We start from the raw sequence: 15,381 nt of genomic DNA, 5'->3' as shown, positions 1-15,381 counted from the left end.
GTTCACCGATCACCGTGAGGCGGTGCCGGGGGATCGCCGCACCAGCGCGGGTCCGGTTCGGATCTGGAATTCCCGTGCGGACTGGGTGGTTCACCGCGAGCGAACCCATCCGGCGCTGGTCAGTGACGAGGACTTCACCGCGGTCCAGGAGATCACCGCCCGTTCGACACCAGAGGACGGGCAGCAGCGCCGGTACGTGCTGACCGGGCTGCTGATCTGCGAGGTGTGCGGCCGGCGGATGTCCGGGCACTGGGTGAACGGCCGGGCGGGCTACCGCTGCCGCCATGGGCACACCAGCGCCCAACCGGCTGCCGAAGATGCGCCGCGCTGGGTGTACCGGTCCGAAGCACGCCTCGTGCAGGACCTGATTGCGGCGAACCCGGCGCTGTCCGGTCTGGCGGATGCCGGCGACGTGGCGGCGTATCTGAAGGCGCGGGACGCGGTGGTCCTCTGCGGTCACGGCACTCTGGAGATCGAGGACACCGTTGGCGAGCCGGCGAAGCATTCCTTCAACGAGGCCGAGCAGTCGGGCGGAATCCCCAGTGAGAATTCGGTGCCGACCGAGTCGCCGGTAGGAAAGGAAGAGGCATCCGCTGCAGCGCCGAGGGTGTCGATGGGGCCTGGATCGGTGAAGCGATCGCCGTCGCCGAATGGCCGGGACTTCAAGAAAGGGCAGGTAGCAGGAAACCCCATTCGATCTTGCGGCGAGCGCATTGATCGATATGGGGTTTAACGTGTCCGAGGGGGGACTTGAACCCCCACGCCCGATAAAGGGCACTAGCACCTCAAGCTAGCGCGTCTGCCATTCCGCCACCCGGACCTGCCTGCATAAGCTAACAAACCCTGATCGCGGGCGTTTACGGCGGGGGTGCCGCGGAGGGCTGGGAGGTTACGCGGCGGGCTCGGTGTCTCGGAGACGCTCGAGACCGTCGAGGATCAGGTTCAGGCCGAAGGTTATGTCGGGGTCGCCCGGGTGGTTGCCCTCGGCCACCTGGCGGGTCAGTTCGGCCATGTGTGGGTGTTCGCCGCCGGCCAGCAGGTGCTGGTGGGCTGCAGCTGTCTGCGCGTAGTCGGCGGCGGGGATCGGGAACGTCAGGCGGCGCAGCGTGTAGCCGTACACGAAGCTGTCCATGGTGTTCCAGGCGTAGTCGGCCAGCTTCCATGAGAAACCGGCGCCGCGTAGGACGCCCAGGGTGAAATCGATGTAGCGCAGCATTGCGGGGCCGGTGTTGGTGCGTGACATCAGCAACTGTGGGGCCCATGGGTGGCGGGTCATCACCCGGTATGCGGCCTCGCCTCGGTGGCGCATCGCGGACTTCCAGTCGAGGTCTTCGTGGGGTAGGTCGATCTCGTCGACGACCATGTCGACGATGCCGTCCAGGACGGCGTCCTTGTTCGCCACGTGCCGGTAGAGGGACATAGCCTCAACGCCCAGCTCGCGGCCGAGATGCCGCATTGTCAGCGAGTCGGCGCCACCCGAGTCGGCCAGCGTCAGGGCAGCCTGAAGGACTCGCCGCGTGCTGAGCGGCGCTCGTGAACTTGGCATCTATTCGGCTCTCCGATGGGGTTGCGGACCGCCCGACCTTACCGCACTCTTGTTTACGAAGTAAGCTTACGACGTAAGCAGAAAGGTGGGGGCCATGAAGGCGTTGATTCAGACTGGATACGGATCACCTTGCAGGGTGGCGTTCGAGGACGTGCGGCAACCCGTGCTGAGCGCGGGAGGCCTGCTCGTGCGGGTGCATGCAGCGGGGCTCAACGCCGCGGATCGGCTGATGCTTCGGGGGGAGCCGTTCGCCATCCGGGCCCTGGCCGGAGGAGTGCGAAGACCTCGGTCCGGGTTCGTCGTCGGGCGGGCGTTCGCCGGCCGGGTGGAGGCCGTCGCGGACGATGTCGAGGACTTCGCCGTGGGCGACGAGGTGCTGGCCGAATCCGTCGGTGCGGTCGGGGAGCTTGCGGTGGTGCCCGCACGGCTCGTGGCGCGCAAGCCGGTGGGACTGACCTTCATAGAGGCGGCGGCACTGCCACTCGCGGGGACCACCGCCTTGCAGGGCCTGCGAGGCGTTCAGCGTGGTCAGCGAGTTCTCGTCACCGGGGCCTCCGGCGGGGTCGGGTCGTTCGCCGTGCAACTGGCCGCTGCTGAGGGCGCCGCTGTGACCGCGGTCTGCGCCGGTCGCAACGTGGCGATGATGCGCTCCCTCGGTGCTGAGAGGGTCATCGACTACGAGCGGACCAGCGATGCCGAGATCAGCGTGCTGTGGGGCAAGTTCGACGTCATCCTCGACCTGGCCGGAAACTACTCGATCAAGGCCCTCCGCGGTGCCCTCGCGCCGGGTGGGGTGTTGCTGCTCTCCGCCGGTACGGGTGGGCGCTGGCTGGGACCGGTCCGGCGCATGCTCGGAGCCATGATCACCGGACGGCGGCAGGTTCGCGCCGTGACCGGGCGGCCTGATGCGGCCGATCTGAGCCGGCTCGCCGGGATGGTTGCCACCGGCAGGATTCGGCCGTTGATCGACGACATCTACTCGTTCAGTGAAGCGGCGGCGGCTCTGGACCGGATCGATCGAGGGCCTGTCGCCGGCAAGATCGTCATCGAGGTGGTCGGATCGGCGGTCTGAGAATCGGGGTCGTCGGATTGACGGTCTGACGAGTGGACGGCCGATGCCGGGTGGCAGTCAGTCAGAGCCGCCAGCCTTCGGTGACTGAGCGGTGCGCGGTCTCGGGGGCGTCGCCGCAGCTGACGAACAGCGCGGTGAGGATCGCGATGCCGTGATCGAGAGCTTCGCGGGGGAGGGGGCCGGTGGCCACCAGCGACACCAGGCCATGGCCGATGACCCAGGTCTGGGTGGCAAGCGACAGGGGGTCGATGTCGGAACGGAATCGGCCCATCTCCTTGGCGCGTTCTGCCGTGCGGACGAGGCAGTGCAACGTCTCGTCGGCGGCGGCAGGGTTCTCGAGCGCGAAGGCGGCGTCGAACATGACGCGGTACAGGTCGGGGCTCGCCAGTGCGTTCGTCAGGTAGGCGGCACCGAGTGCGGCCAGATCCCGGACCGGGTCTGCGGTCGTTGCGACCTGATCGAGAGCTTCGGCCAAGCGGGTGAAGCCCTCCTGTCGCATCGCTTGCCACAGGCCCTCCATGCCACCGAAGTACGTGTACACGGCCATCGTGGACACGCCCGTGCCGGCGACCAGCGTCCGGAGGGTGATCGGCTCCCGGGTGCGGAGCATGTGGGCGGCTCGTTCGATGAGGAGGGTGCGGACGGCGGGGTCCTTCGTTCTGACCACCCTGCCACAATACATAACAGTGCTATGTTATGGCTCCGATGCTTGGAGGAGAAGCCGTGGCCGTAGAACTGATCAACCCGGACGGGCTGCCGAAACCCGATGTCTACCGGCAGATGTCGATCGCCACCGGATCACGGCTGGTGTTCCTGGCCGGGCAGGTGGCACGGGATGCCGACGGTAATCCCGTCGGTGCCGGCGACCTGGCAGCCCAGGTCGAGCAGGCGTATCTCAACATCGCGACGGCCCTGACGTCTGCCGGAGGGTCGTTCGATGACGTGGCGAAGCTGACCGTCTACGTCGTCGACTGGTCGCCAGACAAGATGCCGTTGCTGGGGGAGGGCGTCGGCCGGGCCGCCGCGAAGCTCGGTATCGATCCGGTCAAGCCGATCACCCTGCTCGGGGTCTCGGCGCTGGGCGAGCCCGATCTGCTCGTCGAGGTGGAGGCCATCGCGGTACTGAACTGACTCGCCGCGCTCGGGCCGATGGCGGGTGGCCGATGGCGGGTGAGGGCCGTTTCTGCAAGGCGGGCCGCTTCTGCAAGGCGGGCCGCGGGGAGTGGGCGGCGTTGGAAGGTCGGCGCGGTTGAAGGCGGCGGTGTCGCCTCGTGGCCGGAGCTACCTGAGGCGACACCGCAGAGGACTTGGAGGTGGGTCAGGCGACGGTGTAGCGGAGGCGGAGTACGCCACCGGGCCAGGTTTCGGAGTCCTGGAGGCGTAGGGACAGTGGGGCGCCGCCGGCGGCCAGGAGAGGGGTGCCGGAGCCCAGGGCTATGGGGGCTACGAAGAGTTCCAGCTCGTCGATCTCGCCTGCGGCCAGCAGGGTTCGCATCACTGACACGCTGCCCCACAGGATGGTTCTGGTGTCGGTGGGTCGCTGGGAGCGGATGTGGGCCACCGCGTCGGGGACAACGCGCGGTGCGGCGTGAGCGCCCCAGGACGCGCTGGACAGGGTGGTGGAGCAGACCGTCTTGGGCAGGGCGTTCACCTGGTGGGCCATCGGCTCGTCGTCGGCGGCGGGCCAGAAGGCGGCGAACGTCTCGTAGGAGCGCCTGCCCAGCAGCACCTCGTCGATGTCCTTCAGCAGGGCCGTGTTGTGGGCCTCCGACGCCGAGAAGTCACCGACCGCGGCGAACACGTCGGCTTCTCCCTTGGTGCCGGCCAGGAAGCCGTCCACGGAGATCCACTGCTGGGCCAGAACAGTGCTCATGACATCACCTCTATCGACATCGACAAACAGAAGTAAAGACCTGTAACGGGTCAAAGTCTGACGATAAACGCGATCGTGCCGCCCGGCATCCTGGGGCGGCCGGCAACTGGAATGATCTGGAGGTGACCGCCTATATCTCGCACACGACCGTGGATGCTTCCGACGCCTTTACCCTGTCCCGCTGGTGGCAAGCCGTCCTCGACTACACCGAGGACCCGGAGGACCCCAACGAGCCGGGGCACGAGGAGTGCCTGATCTCGTCGCAGGACGGACGGCACCACATCCTGTTCATCGAGGTTCCCGACCCCAAGCAGCAGGTCAAGAACCGGATCCACTTCGACCTGCGGCCCGCTGACGGCACCCGCGACACCGAGCTGGCGCGTCTACTCTCGCTCGGCGCCAGCGAGGTCTCCGACCTGCGCAATGCGGACGGCACCGGGTGGGTGGTGCTGGCCGACCCGGAGGGCAACGAGTTCTGCATTCTGCGCAGCGAGGCCGAGCTCGGGCGGTGACGGCTCGGATCCGCGCGTTCGCCGGTTCCGACGCCGAGGGGGTCGCCGAGCTCGTCGCGGTGTGTCTGCGCACCGTCAACAGCCGGGACTATCCGACGGAGACCATCGAGCGGATGTGCGCGTACTTCGTACCCGATCGGTTTCTGCGCCTCGCCGCGCAGCGGCAGATTTTCGTAGCGGAAAGTGACGGGGAGGTTATCGGAACGGTTTCGCGGGAGGGCAACAAGGTGTTCACGATGTTCGTGCATCCCGGGCATCACGGTCAGGGAATCGGCCGACGGCTGATGCGGCACATCGAAGCGCTGGCGGCCTCCGACGGGTTCGATCACATGGAGACCGGTGCCAGCATCACCGCGCACGATTTCTACCACCGGCTCGGCTATGTCGACGTGCGTACCAGCGAGACCGAGTTCGGACTGAACTACATCCTCCGGCGACGGCTGGCTCCCGGCATGGCACCATGATCTCCTGTCGCTGAGGGCTGGAGGTTGTGTGCCGTATTCGCCTGATCTGACCGCCATGCTGACCGAGGGTGCGCGGTTCGAGGCCGACGGCATCCAGTACGTGATCGAGCGGCTTCCGGTCGGGAGCGTCACCGTCCCGACCGGCGAGATCACCGCCTGTGATCCGTTGACCTACTCCGACGGGGCCGAGCCGTTCACCGTCACCATTGCGCCGGGCGTCTATCCGCTCACCGCGTGGGTGGCGCTGATCAGCCAGGACGGGAGTGCGCCGCAGCAACGTACGGCCGCATTGCAGTTGGCCGTTAATGATCAGCCAGCGGTGCGTTGGGAGATGGCTCTCAACCCCGGCCAGGACGTGGGTGTGCTGGATGCCGACGTCGGCTACTTCGGCTACCCGGTCGACGCCGGTGTCGGAGCCATCGCCGACGTCAGCGCGATCGCCGCGGTCGCCGCCTGGGACTACGACGACCTCGAGGACGCGTTCATCCCGGCACAGATCCCGCCCGGCCCGGCGCCGGTCGAGGCGATCACCGACGATGTCACCGGGGCCAACGTGATCATCGTCAGTTCCGGCTGGGGCGACGGGGTCTATCCGACCTTCGTCGGCTACGCCGCCGACGGCTCGGTGTGCGGGTTCGTCACCGATTTCCTCATCATCCCTGACTGATTCTGTACGCGGATCAGCCGGCCGTCCCGAACGGATTGTCGATCACGTAGCGCCAGGTTCTGTCCGCGCCACGTCGGTCGCGGTCCTCTCGATGTGCACCGGTTCGCCGTCCGGGCCGGTGCCCTCGATCGTCCAGTCGACGATCAGCAGCGCGATGTCGTCGGCCGTGTAGACATGCCTCGGCCGGACTTTGATCGGCAGGCCCAGGGCCAGCAACGTCTCGTTGGCCGCCGACCGATCACGGCCGGTGACCGGAACGCCGGGCCGTGGCATCAGAAACGCGCCACTCTCGTGACACCGCTCGACCGCGGCCGGATCGCCGCTGTTGAACGCCTCGGCGAACACCGCCGGATGGGTGGCCGGGCCGGTGTCCCGCGACAGAGTGTGATGGTGGAAACCGCCTCGCTCGCTCATGACGAGAGCCAATCCGACGCAGCCGTGGCTGACCAAACGGTGAGCGAGGCGCCGGCGGGCGAGGGGCTGGCGGGCGGCGGTGAAGGGCTGGCGGTGCGGAGAGAGGCCGGCGGGCGGCGGGTGAAGGGCCGGCTGTGCGGGAAGGGCTGGCGATGGGCGAGGTACCAGCGGGCGCGCGGGAGGCAGTGGGCCCGGGCCTGGTCGAGCGGCGGGTCACCGAAGGTTTCCCCAATCGGGTCTCCTATGACCCGACCCCTCTGGGAGTACGGCTACGCCCGTTGCTGATCGAGCTGTACCGGGCAGGTCAGCGGCTACAGGCCGACGGCGGTGTGTGACCGGAAGTGTCCACGTAGACGGCCAGCGGCTGACCGGAAGTGTCCACGTCGGCGGCCAGCGGCTGACCGCAAGTGTCCACGTCGGCGGCCAGCACTACAGGACGGGCGAGCCGGGGGAGCGGAAGTGGCCACGTAGACGGTCGGCGTAGAGGCGGCGCTGTTCAGCGGTGGCGAAGTCCTGCTGCGGCCGCGTGAAGTAGAGGTCGTCGCCGGCGTACCGGGGGAAGACGTGCACGTGATGGTGCCAGACGTCCTGGTTGCCGGCGGGCTCGTTGTGCTGGCGGACCGAGGTGCCGTCGCAGCCGTACGTCTGCCGGATCGCGACCGCCACGTCCCGGACCAGATCGTGAACCGCGTGGCCGTACCGGGAGGGAAGCTCGTAGATGTTCTCGTGGTGCGCGTTCGGAACCACCAGGACGTGGCCGTGATTGCGCGGCCACCAGCGGGGCGAGATGAATGCGGTCGCGAGCTCGTCCCGGCCTACGACATCGTGCCGTCTGTTGATCCCCCGGGGATCCTCGCCGCCGGTGGTCAGCCTGCAGAACGGGCAAATGTAATCGTCAGGTTTGTGACTGTACACAGCGCCCGACCGTAGTCGAATCGTGCAATTCCGCCGCTGACGGAATGGTGTGGGCCTCTCCTACCGACCCGGAGGATTCGTCGGCGTGCGATGAACCCCTAAGGTCATTGGCGTGACAGCACAGTACGGCCTGGGCATCGATCTCGGGACCACCCACACGGCGGCCGCCGTGCTGACCGGTGGGCGGGTCGAATCGGTACGTCTCGGCACGCGGCGCATGGAGATCCCGTCGGCGGTGTTCGCCGCCGAGGACGGTGGCATCCTGGTGGGTGAGTCCGCCGAGCGGCGTGGCCAGGACGAGCCGGCCCGGCTGGCCCGCGAGTTCAAGCGGCGCATGGGCGACCCGGTGCCGATCATCGCGGGTGGCGTGCCGTTCTCGGCGCAGGCGCTCACCGCGAAGCTGCTGCGGCACGTGCTCGACACCGTCGCCCGGCAGCAGGGCGGGCCGCCGTCCGATGTGGCGCTGACCTATCCGGCGCATTGGGGCCAGTTCAAACGTGAACGGCTCGACGAGGCGATCCGGCTCGCCGACATCGGCCCGGTGCGGATGCTCACCGAACCCGAGGCCGTGGCCCGGCGGCACGCCCGCGCGCGGCGGATCGAGCCCGGGCAGACCGTCGTCGTCTACGACCTCGGCGGCGGCACCTTCGACGTGGCCGTGCTGCGCCGCGACGGTGACGGGTTCGAGCTGCTCGGCACCCCCGAGGGCGTCGACCAGCTCGGTGGGGCCGACTTCGACGAGGCCGTCTTCGCGCACATGCTCGCGGCGATCGACGGCGGCGTCGACCAGAACGATCCCGAGACGGCTCCGGCGCTGGCCCGGCTGCGGCGCGACTGTGTGGAGGCCAAGGAGTCGCTGTCGTTCGACACCGAGGTGACCGTGCCGGTCGCGGTGCCGGGACGGTATGCGCGGGTGCGGCTCAGCCGGGCCGAGTTCGAGGCGATGATCGCACCGTCGGTGCAGGACACCGTGGAGGCCACCCGGCGCGCCCTGCGGTCGGCGGGGGTTTCCGCCGGGGAGCTGACCGCGGTGCTGATGGCCGGTGGCTCGTCGCGGATCCCGATGATCGCGCGGGTCCTGGGGGAGCAGTTCGGCGGACGGGTCGGGGCCGACTCGCATCCGGAGCACAGCGTGGCCATCGGTGCGGCGTGGAGCACCGGGCTGTCCGTCGCTCCGGTGACGACCGCGGCCCGTGCCCGGGTGGGTGCGGTGAGCGGCGCCGGCACGGTCAAGGCAGCCGATGAGGTACGCACGGTCAAAGCGGCGAGCGGTGCCGCGCCGGTCTCGCCTGCGGCCACGGTTCCGGCCGGGGCGAACAGCAGGCAGGTCGCGGAGGCGGACGACGGCGCGACGTCTGCGGCGGCGCCGGAGTTCACGGCCACCGCGGCGGCGGCACCGGAGTTCACGGCCACGGGAGCCGGCCAGGGGGCGCCCGCATCGGCGGCGACTGTTCCGCACGGGGGCGGTGCGGTGGCTCCGCAAGGCGGGGCGGCGCAGATCGCTCCGGCCGCCGCGGCCTGGGGGCTTCAGCCGGTCGTGCAGAAGGGCGAGTTCACCGATCTGCAGACGCCCGCGGACCCGTGGGCCGTCGCCGAGGCGGCCGAGGCCGCCGCCGCGGACGCCGAAGCCGCTGCCGCGACCACCACGCACATCCCGACGCCACGCGTACCGGAAGAACCCGCGCTCGACTCCAGCACGCACTACCTTCCCGGCGGTACGTACCCGTCGGTGCCGCCCGCGCCGGCGCCCACCAACCGGCGTCGCAGGGCGATCGTCGTCGCCGCGGGCACGGCGGTGTTCGTGCTGGCCGCTGCCAGTGGGGTGGCGCTGTCTCACCTGTTCGACACCGAGACGAAGAAGAAAGACGATCCGGTCGCCGCCCCGAGCTCGGGTGTGAGCGTCTCCCCCTCGGCCCCGGCGGCTCCCTCGGACACACCGCCCACCGACACCATCCTGATCCGGACGGACGCCGGCAAGTTCAACCAGGACTCCTGGGCGCCGAAGATCCAGCAGTTCAATCCCGGTGTCAAAGGTCCGAGCGACCTGCCCAACACCGAGCCCGGTGACCTGCTCCCGCGCTGGTCGAAGGACCGGACCCAGATCGCGCTGACGAAGCGTCTCAGCGCCGACGAGTTCGCCATCTACGTGATGAACGCCGACGGCAGCAACCGCCGTGAGGTGGCCGGCGGCGTGACCAGCGGCCGGGCGGCCTGGAACACGGACGGCACCAAACTCGCCTTCATGAAGAAGGTGGAGGGGGTGAACCAGGTCTTCATCGCCACGATCGACAGCGAAGAGGAGCCGGAGCAGCTCACCAAGTCGAAGGGCGGCAAGGACGATCCGGTCTGGTCGCCCGACGGCAAGAAGATCATCTACTTCGCGACGGTCAATGAGATCAGCTCCATCTACGAGCTCGACATCGCCACACCCGCGGAACCCGGTCGCCCGATCACCAAGCCTGGCGACGGCAACGCGGTCGACCCGGCGATCTCGCCGGACGGCACGCAGGTGCTCTACGTGCGCAGGCCCTACGACTCCGACGACCCCAACTCCGACATCTGGATGGTCCCCACGGCCGGCGGCACGGCCGTCCAGCTCACGGACAACCCGGGACGCGAGATCGACCCCAGCTGGGCGCCGGACGGCCACTGGTTCGCCTTCGCCCGTGGCGCCTGGGACGTTCCGAAGATCGTGGTCATGCGCAAGGACAAGGGCGTTGCCGAGAAGGTGCTGACCACGGGCGCCGCCCGCGAGGGCCATCCCTGCTGGACCTGAGTGTCAGGGGCTGGCCGGCACCGGATCCGGCCCGGCCCGGCGACCGGCCGTCAGGAACACGGCGGCCAGCGCCAGCACCGCGATGGGGAGACCGATCAGGACCAGGGACGCCGGGATCTCGTCGGCCAGGCTGTAGTCGATGTACTGGTTGGGGTTGCTCGTGTCGTACACCAGGACCTGATAGATCTCGCAGTAGGCGACGAACGACGGAACCGTTGCCGCGGTGAGTGCGGTGACGGCTGCCGCCGTGGGCCGGCCGCGCCGGGTGCCGGAGCGGATCCGGTAGGCGAGGGCCGCGGTCAGCATCCATCCGCTGAGCAGGCCGATCACGGCACCAGCGATCGTCATCGGTACGATCGTGGCGGTCGCGTCGGTGGTGATGTCCAGGCGTGCTGTCGTCTGACCGTCCAGACCGTACTCCTTGCCGCCCATGACGGTGTCGGTGTCTCCGGTCAGGCTCACGCCGTCCTTCGTCGCCGCAAACCTCACGCTGAGCAACGGGATCACCTTCTCGGTGGGTGAGCCCCAGTCGACGATGCGGCCGCCCGTCTCCTCGGTGAACCTGGTGATCCGCCACCCGTCGGCGATCAGGGCGTCCCGGACCCGCTCGGCGTCGTAGGTGCCGGTGCCGTGGAGGACGGTGTTGATGCCGGGACCGTTCATCGCGGTCTGCCACGGGTACTCGTTCGATCCGGGCACGCCGGTCAGCGCCGTGGTGAGCGCGTCCGACTCGGCGGCGGACGGCACCGACGGGGCGGCGCGCCAGGCCAGCCAGTTGCCGGTGACGCCACCGAACCCGCCGAGCAGGACCGCGGCCAGCACGGCGGCGACCACCGGCAGGACCCGGCGGGGCAGCCGGAAACGCTGCCGGATGCCGCAGGCGATCAGGTGCGCGGTCTGCCCGGCGGTCAACCGGCCGTGGCCGGCCTCGGCCATGTCGAGAAGCGTCGCCAGGATCTCGGGGCCGTGCCGGCGGCGATAGCCACGGGGGTACGCGCGGAGCAGCCGGCGATAGTGCCGCTCCGGACCGGCGTCGGCCGCGGTCACTGAGCGGTCCCGAGACGGGGGACGCCGGGGACGACGCGGCCGCGCAGGCGGGCCTCGGCCGAGTCGGCGTGCCTGCGCAGCCGCTCGGCCTGGGTGGCGAGCGCGGTGGCGCCGCTGTCGGTGAGCCGGTAGTAGCGGCGCAGCCGGCCGTCGACGGCCTCCTCCCGGTCGGCCTCGATCAGGCCCTGCTCGGTCAGGCGGTCGAGTGCGCCGTAGAGGGTGCCGGGCCGCAGCACGACATCTCCCCGCGACAGGTCCTGGACGGCGCGGATCACGCCGTACCCATGCAGTGGTTCCTCCGCCAGCGCGGTGAGGATCAAGAAGGTGGGTTCCTGCATGCCCGCTGACATTACGTCGAGCGATATATAACGTCAACCGTTACATGGGCGGCGGGGTCAGCACCAGGCGGCGCCGTCGTGCGATCCGGTCACGTCGAGGCCGTACTCGTCCTCGGGCTCCTCGATCTCGCCGGGGATGTTGAGGTCGCTCGGGAACCACAGGTTCAGGTGTGCCGTGGTGCCGTCGACCTCCTTGCTGAAACAGCCGACGGCGGTGGAGACGGCCAGGCCGTCGGAGGGGACCGGGTTCGGGTTCTCGCTGTCCAAACGCCAGCCGTCCTCCGCGGTGGCATCGCGGTAGAACGTCATGATCTCCTCGCGGTCCAGGTCCGTCCGGAACCGGCGGCCGGCATAGGCGAAGCCGTCGTCGGTGTCGCAGCCGGAGTAGCCGTCCTGTGGCGTCGCGGTGCCGGGATGTGCCGACAGGATCGGAAGCTCCGCGAGGACGGTCGCCAGCTTCTCGTCCCGGTCGGTGCAGCCTCCGATCGACGGCAGGCCCGAGCATCCGCTCGACGTTCCCAGTACCAGTGCCCCGGCGGTGGCGAGTCCGGCGGCGCGACGACCCATGATCACGGCCGCACTTTAGGGGCGTGCGGAGTGCTCACCAATCCTTCGCACGGTCAGTTCTGGTAGATCCGGCGGTGCCACCAGGGCAGGGTCTCGCCCGCCCAGCTCGATCGGGGATGGGAATCGGGCAGGGTGCGACGCCGGAACTCCTGATCGAGGCGGTTCAGCAACCGGCGCATCTCGCCGCGTGCCGGGGGCGGCAGGAGGCGGGTGATCGTTTCCAGCGCGTCTCTCACCAGGGCCAGGTCCATGTACTGGCAACCGGGACAGGACGGGCAGATGGACGCCTCCAGCCGGAGCCGCCGTCCGGGCCGGCGGAGGAAGGCGCGGTAGTCCTTGAGGAACGGCCCGGTACGTCCCGGGCGAACGTGCTCGTGGAAGGGATCGTGGTCGTAGGGTTCCCCGTCGTGCCTGTGGCCGCCGAAGTAGCCGCGGTATTCCACCAGCCGGATGGCAGCGGTCGTCGCCGCCGAAAGCCGGTCGATGGTGCCGCTGTCGCGGGCCCACTGACGGACATGACCGGAGGTTCGCTGCGTGGCGCGGAGTGCGCCCGGCCGTCTACGCGGCATGACCCTTTCGTTTGATCATCATCTCGTGACTATCGCATCCGGCGGTCGCGCCGCGCAACGCCTCGGCCCGGCCGCGGCCACGGTCAGCGGCAGGGTGACGGTCAGGGCCGCCAGGGCGAGGAAACCGGCCTTCCAGCCGTGCGCGCCACTGACCGTGCCGACCAGCGGCGCTGCGACGGCGATGCCCAGGGCGCTGGCTGAATTGACCCAGGTCATGGCCTGTGTGGTGACTGCGGTGACGATCGCCCGCTGGAGCAGGACCGCACCGGGAACCAGTACGAGCGCCACGCAGCCGCCGACCAGCGCGTAGCCGGCGAACATGGTGCCCAGGCCCGGCGTCAGGGCCAGCAGGGCGCATCCGGCTGCGAGCACGATTCCGGCGCCGAGCATGACCTGTGCGGGGCGGGGGACGCCGAGAGCGCCGTACGCGAGCCCGGCGACGAGACTCACGACACCGGCCGCCCCGGTGATGGGGCCGGTCAGGGCGCCCGCGTCGTGGGCGAGGGTGAAGCCGGTGATCGCCACGCCGATGCCGCCGAAGAAGAAGCCCAGGGCCAGGTTGGCGGCCAGCAGGGTCAGGAAGCCGCGGTGCAGCAGTCTCCGGTCCATCAGGGTGCCCGGGGAGAAACCGCCCGCGGGTGGCTCGGAGTCGGTGGCGGTCAGAAGAACGAACGTTCCGCCTGCTACGAATGTCGTCGCCGTGACCAGGGAGAACCACGGTGCCACGGACGTGCCCAGAGTCGTCACCAGGACCGGGCCGATCAGGAAGGCGGCGTCGTTGACGGCTGCCTCCAGCGACAGGGCGGCGGGGAGGAGGTTCCCCGGTCCGGCCTCATTTTCTCCGGGAGCGAGAACGTTCGTTCTGGCCTTCGGTCTTGCGGCGGAGAGAACGCCCGGTCCGGTCACCTTGCGCCAGCGAGCGGCCGACAGCGCCCCGACCGGCGGCAGACTCGCACCCACGGCCGCGGCCAGTACGATCGGCACCCACTCCGGCGACCGCGCGACGCAAGCCACCACCAGCGCCGCCATGGCGACGCCGAACAGGGACGTCGTGACCGGGACGATCCGGCGCTGCCCCCACCGGTCGATGAGCCGAGCGACATGCGGCCCGACGGCCGCGTCGGCCACGGCGAACGCCCCGGTGGCAAAACCGCCGTGCCCCAGCGAGCCCGACGAACCCTGAACGGCCCAGAACACCGCCAACCCGGTCATGGCCACGCCGAGCCGCCCGAAGGCGGCCGGCAGGAAGAACCGGCCACCCAGCCGGGCTGCCGACAAAAGGACAGAAAAAGATCGACCTGTCTGCAACGGAAACTCCAGCGGTAGTCACACCGCGAGCTGCCGGACAGGTCGGACCGGGACCTCAACTCGCCCCTCAGCGAAGACACGCTGAGCGCATTCATCGGCGACCCTACATCACAGGGCTCGCAGCGGCTGCCTCGGTCACGTGCGGCACCACGTTCGCGCCGGTGGGCTCGAGGGGTCGAGTGCGGTGGTGTGGCCGGTCCCGACCGGGACCGGCCGTCCGGCGGCGACACTCGCACCAGCGGTGCGCTCCGGGAGGCGCTGTCCGCCGCTGTGGCCGCCCGGCCGGGTCCTACCGGGGCGCGGCGAAGGCGGTCACGCCCATGTCGGTGGCCACAGCGATCGCGGCGGCCTCCGCGGCCCGGTTCAGCGCCTCGACCGCCTCCTGCTGCGCGGCCGGAGCGACCACGGTACGGCGCGGCCGTTTGCCGTTCGGGGTCTCGACCAGCGTGACGACGGCGTCGGACACCTCGCGCGGATCCCCGGGCACGGCGGTCGTCGCACGCTCGGTGAGCGCCGCGACGTAACCGCCGAACGCCGTGCCGTACGGCGCCAGGCGCTCCGGGTCGGCCGGCATGGTGGCGTTGACGCCGATGTTGGTGGGGTAGGAGGCCGGGTCGACGGCGATCGACTCGACGCCGAACGGGGCCAGTTCGTCGTGCCACGCCTCGGTCAGGGCGGCGAGCGCGGCCTTGCTCGCCGCGTACAGCCCGCTGAACGGCACCGTCACCCGCGCCGCGACGGAGCCGACCTGGATGAGCGCACCGGTGCCCTGCTCCCGCAGGTGGGGCAGCGCCGCCCGGTTGACGCGTACCGCGCCCAGCACGTTCACGTCGAACTGGCGCCGTACCTCGTCGGCGGTGAAGGCCTCGGCCGGGCCCGCGAAGATGCCGCCCGCGTTGTTGACGACCACGTCGATGCGGCCGGCCGCGGACACCACGGCGGCGACCGCCCGGTCCGCGGACGCCTGGTCGGTGACGTCGAGTTCGACGACCCGCAGATCGACGGCCTCCGCCTCGGCGAACGCGGCCAGTTCGGCGGTGGCCCTCTCGTTGCGTCCGCCGATGTCGCGCAGGCCGGCGAAGACCCGGTGGCCGCGCCGGGCCAGGGTCTCGGCGATGAGCCGGCCGAAGCCGGTGCTGGCTCCGGTCACCAGGACCACGCGGGGTTCGGCTGTCGTCGCGTCACTCATGATGAACTCCCTCGCAGTAAACGGGGTGGTACCCCGCTTTGTGATCCGAGACTAAACGGGGTGGTCCCCCGTTTGTCAACCGGATAGGATGTCGAGCACATTCACAGGCCGCGAGCAGGAGAAT

18 protein-coding genes, 1 tRNA gene and 1 pseudogene are annotated in these 15,381 nt (G+C 69.7%); 8 read left to right on the top strand and 12 right to left on the bottom strand.

The genetic code is table 11. The features are described from left to right. On the top strand, nt 1–733 hold a 733-nt coding region (locus CLV67_RS46855; RefSeq protein WP_211304173.1), incomplete at its 5' end, for a recombinase zinc ribbon domain-containing protein. A 2-nt stretch (nt 734–735) separates the two neighbouring features. On the opposite strand, the gene CLV67_RS46850 is transcribed toward CLV67_RS46855, so the two are convergent. Then, nucleotides 736–820 (bottom strand) — tRNA-Leu (locus CLV67_RS46850). A 69-nt stretch (nt 821–889) separates the two neighbouring features. Then, complete coding sequence (locus CLV67_RS46845) at nt 890–1,546, bottom strand: TetR/AcrR family transcriptional regulator (protein ID WP_106330454.1); 657 nt, start codon at nt 1,544–1,546, stop codon at nt 890–892. A gap of 136 nt (nt 1,547–1,682) precedes the next feature. On the opposite strand from CLV67_RS46845, the gene CLV67_RS46840 reads away from it, so the two are divergent. Beyond that, nucleotides 1,683–2,618, top strand: a complete 936-nt coding sequence (locus CLV67_RS46840) for an NAD(P)-dependent alcohol dehydrogenase (protein WP_170154265.1) — start codon at nt 1,683–1,685, stop codon at nt 2,616–2,618. 61 nt (nt 2,619–2,679) lie between these two features. Here CLV67_RS46840 and CLV67_RS46835 read toward each other — a convergent pair whose 3' ends face one another. After that, nucleotides 2,680–3,285: a TetR/AcrR family transcriptional regulator gene (locus CLV67_RS46835; RefSeq protein WP_203737612.1), complete on the bottom strand. Its 606-nt coding sequence runs from the start codon at nt 3,283–3,285 to the stop codon at nt 2,680–2,682. Between the two features lie 113 nt (nt 3,286–3,398). Between CLV67_RS46835 and CLV67_RS46830 the strand changes: the two genes are divergently transcribed. Then, nucleotides 3,399–3,749: a RidA family protein gene (locus CLV67_RS46830; protein ID WP_428839500.1), complete on the top strand. Its 351-nt coding sequence runs from the start codon at nt 3,399–3,401 to the stop codon at nt 3,747–3,749. A gap of 187 nt (nt 3,750–3,936) precedes the next feature. Here the strand turns inward: CLV67_RS46830 and CLV67_RS46825 are convergent, their stop codons facing one another. Beyond that, nucleotides 3,937–4,491, bottom strand: a complete 555-nt coding sequence (locus tag CLV67_RS46825) for a dihydrofolate reductase family protein (protein WP_106330450.1) — start codon at nt 4,489–4,491, stop codon at nt 3,937–3,939. A gap of 122 nt (nt 4,492–4,613) precedes the next feature. On the opposite strand from CLV67_RS46825, the gene CLV67_RS46820 reads away from it, so the two are divergent. Genes CLV67_RS46820 through CLV67_RS46810 form a run of 3 tightly spaced genes read left to right on the top strand, consistent with a single transcriptional unit; the run spans nt 4,614 to nt 6,134 of the window. Beyond that, the gene (locus tag CLV67_RS46820) at nt 4,614–5,003 is read left to right on the top strand and encodes a VOC family protein (protein WP_106330449.1); all 390 of its coding nucleotides are present in this window, start codon (nt 4,614–4,616) and stop codon (nt 5,001–5,003) included. Continuing rightward, nucleotides 5,000–5,467, top strand: a complete 468-nt coding sequence (locus CLV67_RS46815) for a GNAT family N-acetyltransferase (RefSeq protein ID WP_106330448.1) — start codon at nt 5,000–5,002, stop codon at nt 5,465–5,467. The genes CLV67_RS46820 and CLV67_RS46815 overlap by 4 nt, the downstream gene beginning before the upstream one ends. A gap of 28 nt (nt 5,468–5,495) precedes the next feature. After that, a complete protein-coding gene (locus CLV67_RS46810) occupies nt 5,496–6,134 on the top strand; it encodes a DUF4241 domain-containing protein (protein ID WP_106330447.1) in 639 nt (212 codons plus the stop codon). Between the two features lie 13 nt (nt 6,135–6,147). Here the strand turns inward: CLV67_RS46810 and CLV67_RS46805 are convergent. Further along, nucleotides 6,148–6,548 (bottom strand): annotated as a pseudogene (locus tag CLV67_RS46805) (YybH family protein). Between the two features lie 152 nt (nt 6,549–6,700). On the opposite strand from CLV67_RS46805, the gene CLV67_RS53015 reads away from it, so the two are divergent. After that, nucleotides 6,701–6,883 (top strand): winged helix-turn-helix transcriptional regulator, encoded by a 183-nt coding sequence (locus CLV67_RS53015; RefSeq protein WP_203737613.1) that lies wholly within the window; start codon nt 6,701–6,703, stop codon nt 6,881–6,883. A 94-nt stretch (nt 6,884–6,977) separates the two neighbouring features. On the opposite strand, the gene CLV67_RS46795 is transcribed toward CLV67_RS53015, so the two are convergent. Next, on the bottom strand, nt 6,978–7,463 hold the full coding sequence (locus tag CLV67_RS46795) for an HIT family protein (RefSeq protein WP_106330446.1): 486 nt from the start codon (nt 7,461–7,463) through the stop codon (nt 6,978–6,980). Between the two features lie 112 nt (nt 7,464–7,575). Between CLV67_RS46795 and CLV67_RS46790 the strand changes: the two genes are divergently transcribed. After that, nucleotides 7,576–10,239, top strand: coding sequence for an Hsp70 family protein (locus CLV67_RS46790; protein ID WP_106330445.1), 2,664 nt, complete (start codon nt 7,576–7,578; stop codon nt 10,237–10,239). Nucleotides 10,240–10,242: 3 nt separating this feature from the next. Here CLV67_RS46790 and CLV67_RS46785 read toward each other — a convergent pair whose 3' ends face one another. The 6 genes from CLV67_RS46785 to CLV67_RS46760 all read right to left on the bottom strand — a co-directional run bounded on the left by CLV67_RS46785 (nt 10,243) and on the right by CLV67_RS46760 (nt 15,257). Then, nucleotides 10,243–11,286: a hypothetical protein gene (locus CLV67_RS46785; protein ID WP_106330444.1), complete on the bottom strand. Its 1,044-nt coding sequence runs from the start codon at nt 11,284–11,286 to the stop codon at nt 10,243–10,245. Beyond that, complete coding sequence (locus CLV67_RS46780; protein WP_106330443.1) at nt 11,283–11,624, bottom strand: PadR family transcriptional regulator; 342 nt, start codon at nt 11,622–11,624, stop codon at nt 11,283–11,285. Before CLV67_RS46780 ends, CLV67_RS46785 begins: the two co-directional genes overlap by 4 nt. 57 nt (nt 11,625–11,681) lie before the next feature. Continuing rightward, complete coding sequence (locus tag CLV67_RS46775; RefSeq protein WP_106330442.1) at nt 11,682–12,197, bottom strand: hypothetical protein; 516 nt, start codon at nt 12,195–12,197, stop codon at nt 11,682–11,684. Nucleotides 12,198–12,244: 47 nt separating this feature from the next. Then, nucleotides 12,245–12,760: a hypothetical protein gene (locus tag CLV67_RS46770; RefSeq protein ID WP_106330441.1), complete on the bottom strand. Its 516-nt coding sequence runs from the start codon at nt 12,758–12,760 to the stop codon at nt 12,245–12,247. Nucleotides 12,761–12,778: 18 nt separating this feature from the next. Further along, nucleotides 12,779–14,038 carry an MFS transporter gene (locus CLV67_RS46765; protein ID WP_106330440.1) on the bottom strand — a complete coding sequence of 420 codons (1,260 nt, stop codon included), beginning with the start codon at nt 14,036–14,038 and terminating at the stop codon, nt 12,779–12,781. Nucleotides 14,039–14,357: 319 nt separating this feature from the next. Continuing rightward, nucleotides 14,358–15,257, bottom strand: a complete 900-nt coding sequence (locus tag CLV67_RS46760; RefSeq protein ID WP_106330439.1) for an SDR family NAD(P)-dependent oxidoreductase — start codon at nt 15,255–15,257, stop codon at nt 14,358–14,360. Between the last annotated feature and the right edge of the window lie 124 nt (nt 15,258–15,381).

The sequence above is a fragment of the Actinoplanes italicus genome (genome assembly GCF_003001815.1).
Taxonomy (GTDB): domain Bacteria; phylum Actinomycetota; class Actinomycetes; order Mycobacteriales; family Micromonosporaceae; genus Actinoplanes; species Actinoplanes italicus.
The sequence above is the reverse complement of the archived record's forward strand: the minus strand, read 5'-3'. Positions and strand labels throughout refer to the sequence as shown.